Origin of the sequence: Bradyrhizobium sp. (genome assembly GCF_016462955.1) — a bacterium.
Classification (GTDB): Bacteria; Pseudomonadota; Alphaproteobacteria; order Rhizobiales; family Xanthobacteraceae; genus Bradyrhizobium.
Window position 1 is genome coordinate 1 of the sequence record NZ_JAEMSD010000426.1, and the last position, 6,029, is coordinate 6,029.

5 protein-coding genes are annotated in these 6,029 nt (G+C 65.5%); all 5 read right to left on the minus strand.

Annotated features, from left to right (window positions below; translation table 11 throughout):
- Nucleotides 1–107 precede the first annotated feature (107 nt).
- Entirely contained in the window at nt 108–1,415 is a 1,308-nt protein-coding gene (locus tag JHD07_RS30555) for a hypothetical protein (RefSeq protein ID WP_210163717.1), read from the minus strand.
- 55 nt (nt 1,416–1,470) lie between these two features.
- The gene (locus JHD07_RS30560) at nt 1,471–1,992 is read right to left on the minus strand and encodes a Mov34/MPN/PAD-1 family protein (RefSeq protein ID WP_063828482.1); all 522 of its coding nucleotides are present in this window, start codon (nt 1,990–1,992) and stop codon (nt 1,471–1,473) included.
- Nucleotides 1,946–2,431 carry a hypothetical protein gene (locus JHD07_RS30565; RefSeq protein WP_024342278.1) on the minus strand — a complete coding sequence of 162 codons (486 nt, stop codon included), beginning with the start codon at nt 2,429–2,431 and terminating at the stop codon, nt 1,946–1,948. Before JHD07_RS30565 ends, JHD07_RS30560 begins: the two co-directional genes overlap by 47 nt.
- A 3-nt stretch (nt 2,432–2,434) precedes the next feature.
- On the minus strand, nt 2,435–2,926 hold the full coding sequence (locus tag JHD07_RS30570; protein ID WP_024342277.1) for a hypothetical protein: 492 nt from the start codon (nt 2,924–2,926) through the stop codon (nt 2,435–2,437).
- An 81-nt stretch (nt 2,927–3,007) separates the two neighbouring features.
- A partial coding sequence (locus JHD07_RS30575) for an ATP-dependent DNA helicase (protein WP_291628893.1) occupies nt 3,008–6,029 on the minus strand: 3,022 nt, incomplete at its 5' end.

Genomic DNA, 6,029 nt, shown 5'->3' on the forward strand with positions numbered 1-6,029 from the left:
CCTGTCGGCGCGCGGCCTTCATCACGATTGCCATATCCCGACCGGAAGCATTTCGAGAGCAAGGGATAACGAGGGCTTCGCGGTCTCTTTGAAGGGACCAGGGTCGGCTACAACGCCGGCAAGTGGCCGAATGCGTAGGGCGAAAACGGGAGGCGGACACATTCAACATCACAGAGACTGAGGGCCGACCCCGAGGCAATCTCCACCCCGCTGCCGCCATGGAGTCGGCGCAAGGGTTCCGAGACGGCGAGGGCGGCGGCGATCAAGCCGACGAACGGCACGCCGACTGTGCGCGACGCGAGCTGGGCCAGACCGCAAGTATCGAGCCCGGACTTTCGCAGCGCGCTGTACGCGGGCATCGCGGAGACATCAAAGGCGCTTCCAGCAGCTTCGCGGCGCCAAATTTGGTCGGGCCTCCGCGACGACGGAAAGGTGTGCAGCGAGAAGTTCCGAAAGCCGACGGGACCGGCGCCCAACCCGGCTTCCACCACAAGTTCGAATTTCGCGGTGCCGAGATCGGCGCGCGTCGGCGCGTTGTCGACCCCGCAGAAGGCAACGGCCGGATCGTGCGGACCGCGCAACGTCCAAGGTCCGAAGCGGCGCTCTTCAAGCGCGGTCTTGAACCCCGCTGCCTCCAGCCAGCTCGCAACGACGCGTGTTTTCTTCGTTCCGACCAAAGGCAAGGATGACAGCAAAGAGGTGCTGTCGTTCGAGGCCGCAATCAGATCGTAGTCCTGAAGCGTGAGTTCGACTTTGCTGCGGTCCGCATAAGGCAAGCAAGCCAGCAGCCATGAGAAGGCCTGTCCGAGATTGCCAAGGCCAATCAGCCACAGCGAAGCGGGCAGGTAGGACAGCTCGGGCTCGCTTGCGTCCGGTGCAAGCCAATCGGCGCCCGGATTCCATAGCGAGAACCCCGCGGCGCGCCGTCCGGACATCGGGTGGTCGGACGCGTGCCAGGCGAACAGCTCGGCGGCAGCGGCGGCGGCGGCCATGGCGGCGGCGAGCGGATTCGCCGCATCATCGGACAGGCGGCGGGCGTCATGCCGTGGCACGACACCGCCCCGCCATCCCTGCCAGGTGAGCTGCCAGCTCGAGGCGTCCGTCGGCGGCGGCACCGTGCCGATCTGCGCCACCGGCCAAAGCGGATTGCCGGTCGTGGAGAGCGTGCCGCCCAGTTCCACCACGGTGTCTGCGAGGCTGCGCGCGCGCGCAAGCGGAACGAGCAGAGGCGCATCGGGCACGCCGAGCACCTCGACGCCACCGAGCAAGGTCCGGCGCGCAAGGTTGACCAAAGTGAGAAGCGCGATTTGGTGCGGGATCGAGACGGCAGCTTCCGGACCGACGCGGATCAAAGTGCCGAAGCCGCGCAGGATACTCATCGCGTCGTCGTGCGTCGCCGCGCGGCCGCTGTCCATGAAGTATTTGGCCGTGCGGTGCAGGCGCGTGTGATCGATAAGAGCGGTCATGGGATCAACTCCAAAATCCGGTGTAAACGAATCCGCGGCAGCGGCGGTGACCACGCTCGGCCCAACGGTGCTCGCCCTGGTATTCGTAGATGCCAAGATCCTCGTAGCGGACCGGCGACGCGGCGAAGCTGGGCACGATGATGGCAATATGGCCGGGCTGCGCGACCATCGGGTTGGTGCGGTCGGCCTCGCTCTGAAAGGCCGCGCCGGGATGCGTATGAATATCGGCGACGACGGCGAGCTTGCGCGCGCGGCACATCGCCCAAAGCTTGGCGAAAGCGCCGGCGTGGAGAATGCACACTCCGCTCGCGTACGCGGCCGGGTCGAGATCGTCATAGTAGACGACGTCGACGGCCGCGCGGCGGCCATCATGGTCATGCCCGAGCAGGAACGCGCCGGATTCATGCCGCTGCTGTGTGCGCCGGTGCAGCTCGGCCATAGTGCGCGCCCATAGCGCTGTCGGGCAGTTCAAGCGGTGCTCAGGCGCCGCGAATGCCCGAATAATCGTCTTGATTGAGGAGATCATAAAGCTGCTCCAGGTAGCAGAGGATGCCCCGCTGCGGCTGCCACAGCCGGTTCGGGTGCTTGTGAATCCAGTCGCCGTGCCCCTCAATCGACATGCGGTCGCACGGCAAATAAAGACATTGGCCGCCTTTCCAATCCGGCCTGAACACGGACGGAATGAGGGAGCGGCCCGTCGGCCAGTGCGGCGCGGACAGGGCCCGCCGCGTGGCGAGGTCCCACGGCTGCGCCGTTGCCGGCGTGTGGCGGTAGCCGCTGCACTCGAACCGGAATCCGAATTCATCGGGTGCGTGCGGGCGCTTCGCCGCGGCGACCGCGATGGTCGCGTGCGGCCCGGCGTTTTCGATGTGACGCCACTTGCCCTCGATCTCGCCGCGCCGGAATTCCGGGGCGGCGAGATCCGCCGCGAGGAGCAACTGGTCGGGAGGCACGACCACCGTCATCGGCTAGCCCTCGATGCGCTTTTCGGGGACGAGGTCGAAGCAGACATCGCAGCTCCGGCCGTTGACCAGCTCCGCCAGCGCGGCGTCGGTCGGCGGCTGGATCGTACTGTTGCAGAGTTGCAGCACGTGCTCGCCCGCATCTGTGGGATTGAGCTTCAGCTCGCGCACGGCCCACTGCTTGACGGTGCGCACGCGGGTGCCCGGTGCGAAGGCGCGGTCGATGGTGCGGTGCATGTAGTGGACCGCGACCTTGATCTTCTTGCAGTGGGTCACGTGGACGCGTGAGCCGTGCTTGAGGCCCTCGACCGTGGCCTTGGCGTCGTGCGGCACGGGGTTCTCGGCCTCATCGACAAAGGCTTCACGTTCCTTGTCGAAATCGATCCCGTGCGTTTTGAAGGCCTCGTGCAGGTCGCGCACCGTCGCCGGGATCGCGATCTCGGCCTCGGTGACGCCGGGCTTGCCCTCGGCCTGGATGAAGATGATCGTCTTGCTCATCGCTTATTCCCTTTGGCGCGCGGCCCTTGATTGGGCCCCTAAGGACTAAGCGACGGCAGGTAGAATTTTCGGGAAGTGAGTCTAGGAGACGCCCTGGACGAAATCGCAGATGAAGTAGCACTGGCAATTCGGGCAGCGCCGCGCGTCCTCCGGCGCCGGCGCGAATGCGCCGCGTTCGATGTCGGTGATGGCGCCGGTGTATTCCTCCAGCAACTTGTCGTCCTTGTTAGGTGGAATCGGCACCGCTTCCCGGGTCGCAAGGTAATAGGCCTCGATCACGACACGCCGCCCGGGGTAGCGCGCCGTAGCGCCACGGCGGAGCAGCGCATAGATGCGGTTGGCGGGATCCGACTTGGTCTTGCGCCCGGTGCGGATGCGCTGCACGTGCACTGTGCCGTCGGGAGCGATGACGACACGATCGGGCGTCACCGCGATTTGCTTGCCGCCGACATCCACAATCCATTCGCCCTGGTCATAGCTGCCCGTCTCGGCGGCGATCACGTCCACCATCGACGTGATCATGGTTTCGGCGGAGGCACGGTAGTAAGCCTCGAAGCCGTGTCCCTTCGGCCCGCGCACCGCCCATTCTTGGCCAAGCTGCGCGAGCGCGGGGGGAAGATCAGACGGCGTGCCGGCGGCCCGCTGCGTCTCAAGCCAGCCGATGGTGCGGAACACGCAGCGATGGAAGCGGACATAGGGAGAGTCGTCGCGAATGGCGCGCAGGCCGTCCAAGGCCTCGAACTGATAACGCTGCGGACACTGAATATAAAGAGAAAGCTCGCGCTCCTGATAAAGCGTGCGCGCGCCGGGCGGTGCGAGGGTCCGCGCGAGCCGTCCCGGAAGCGGAGAGTCATTGCGCCGTGCTGCCGGCGCCAGCCCGTTGATGGGTGACAAGAACTTGGACGCGCTGGCGGACTGGCTCGCGCTATAGCGTTCGGCGCGGCTCAAGTACAGGAAGTCCCGCGCACGCGAAAGGGCTACGAAAAACAAACATTCTTCTTCCGCCTCATGATCGGCGGGGCGGATGGCGAGATGCGGCAAGCTCGGCGGCGGCGGGCAGCGCACCCCTTGCCGGTTCGCCGGCATGTATCGAGTCGCCAGGGCCGGCAAGTGAACCGCTCTGAACTCAAGCCCTTTGCTGCCATGAACGGTAAGGACCCGGACGCCGTTGAGGTCGGATGCTTCTGAGGCCACGGCCCGGTACATGCGATCGTCATTCAAGGCCTCGATGCGGCGCACGCGCACCAGCATGTGCTTGCGGGTGGAATCGCCTTCAGCCGCCATTTCACCGCAGACCTTGAGGAGCTGATAGATAGCGACGAGCTGCTGCTGCGCCTTGGAGTCGTTGGCCGCCAGGCGCGGCTTGAGATAGTCGCTGCGCTCAAAAAGCCACGTCGTCAGGAGCGTCCAGGGCGAAGTGCCCGCGCCGAAGCCGTCGAGCTGGTTCGCAAGACGTGCCAGGCCCGCGCTGCCCTGCGGCGTCAGATCCGGAATCTCGGGCAGCCGGCGCAGCGCGTCGAAGATGCGCAGGTTATTGGCCTCGGCCCATTTGATAACGGCAAGCGCGTCGGATTTGGACGCGCCGTATTCCGGCAACTGCGCGACTCGAACCAAACCGATTCCACCGGATTCGGCGTCGATTGAGATCAAGGCGAGCAGATCGCGGATCTCCTCGCGCTCGAAGAGATCGCCAAGATAAAGAAGAGGCACGCCAAGTTGTTCGAGCGCGCCGGTGATGCGCGCGAGCGTGAGATGACTGCGCGCCAAGATGACCTGTTCGCTATAGGGGATGCCGTTAGCGCGCGCTTGCTCGATGTGGTCGCGGATCGCGGCCGCCTCCGCCGCGACCGAAGGCGCCACGATCTGGCGGATTGCGCCGACGCTTCCGCGCTGAGCGGTCCAGCGTCCGCCGGGGGAGGCCTGCATACTGGCGGCGAAGGTTTGAAACGCCTGCACCACCGGCGAGCCGGAGCGGTAATTGATGCCAAGTGAACGCCGTGCGCCGGAAAACTCGGTTACGAAACGCTGCACGTTGCTGGGCGCCGCGCCCCGGAAGCGGTAGATGGACTGCCGCTCATCGGCTACGACCCACACATCCGCTTGTGGCGCTGCGAGCGCCCGCAAGAGCCGCGCGCTCGCCAGATTCACGTCTTGGTATTCGTCAACGAGGATGTGTTCGATCCGCGCCTGGTACTCGGCGCGCAAGTCGGGGTTCTGCTCGAGCGCTTGCGCCGCGAGCCGAACCAGATCCCCGAAATCGACCGCATCGGCTTTCGCCAATTCATCCTGATAAATCTCATAGATGTCCGCGACTTCGAGCGCTTTGCCGGCGGCTTCGCGTTCCTCCTCAGTCACTGCCACGCTGTGCGCGGCTTCGGCGGCGGCACGGTACTCTGCAGGGGTGATGAGTTCGTCCTTGCAGCGCGAGATCGCCCGCAGCACGGGCACCAGCTCATAGGCGGGCTCGTATAGGTTTTGAAAATAACGCAGCGGCAGGCGGATGAGGTTGGCTTCAAGCAGCGCGAGCGAGCCCGTTTCATCCAAAATGCGCACGTTCATCGTGCGGCCGATGCGCTGATGATACTTGGTGATCAGCTCCAGCCCGAACGCGTGGAACGTGCCGACCCACATTTCGATCGAGGCGTCGGCGTTGCTGACGGACAGCCGCTCACGCATTTCCTCGGCGGCTTTATTGGAGAAGGTGAGGGCGAGGATCGAGGCGGGCGGGGCGCCGTTGTCCAGCAAGTGCTGGATACGGTGGACAAGTGTTCTTGTTTTTCCTGTGCCGGGCCCAGCATCGACGAGCAGCGGCCCGCCGCTCCAGGTCGCGGCCTCAAGCTGGCCGGGATCCAGCGCGTAGCTCGGGGTGGGGCCAGCCGGGGCGGGGGCTTCCAGCGCCGGCCCCCGGCCGTTGAAGTAGACTCCCACCAGTTGCTGCAGCGTGGCCTCGCTGGGCGTCACCGTCGCCGGCGCCGGCTGGGTCCCCGACCCACCGTTCAGGAGTATGTCGGCCAGCTTCTCGGTCAGCGTCCCCACATCCGGCCCGCCGTTCGACGTGATCACGATGGTCGCGTCCTTCTCCGGGAAGCTGGCGATATAGGCG

Bases quoted from the DNA above. Each gene is read 5' to 3' on its own strand.
- JHD07_RS30555 (WP_210163717.1), bottom strand. From the start codon at position 1,415: ATGGACAGCGGCCGCGCGGCGACGCACGACGACGCGATGAGTATCCTG.
- JHD07_RS30560 (WP_063828482.1), bottom strand. From the start codon at position 1,992: ATGATCTCCTCAATCAAGACGATTATTCGGGCATTCGCGGCGCCTGAG.
- JHD07_RS30565 (WP_024342278.1), bottom strand. From the start codon at position 2,431: ATGACGGTGGTCGTGCCTCCCGACCAGTTGCTCCTCGCGGCGGATCTC.
- JHD07_RS30570 (WP_024342277.1), bottom strand. From the start codon at position 2,926: ATGAGCAAGACGATCATCTTCATCCAGGCCGAGGGCAAGCCCGGCGTC.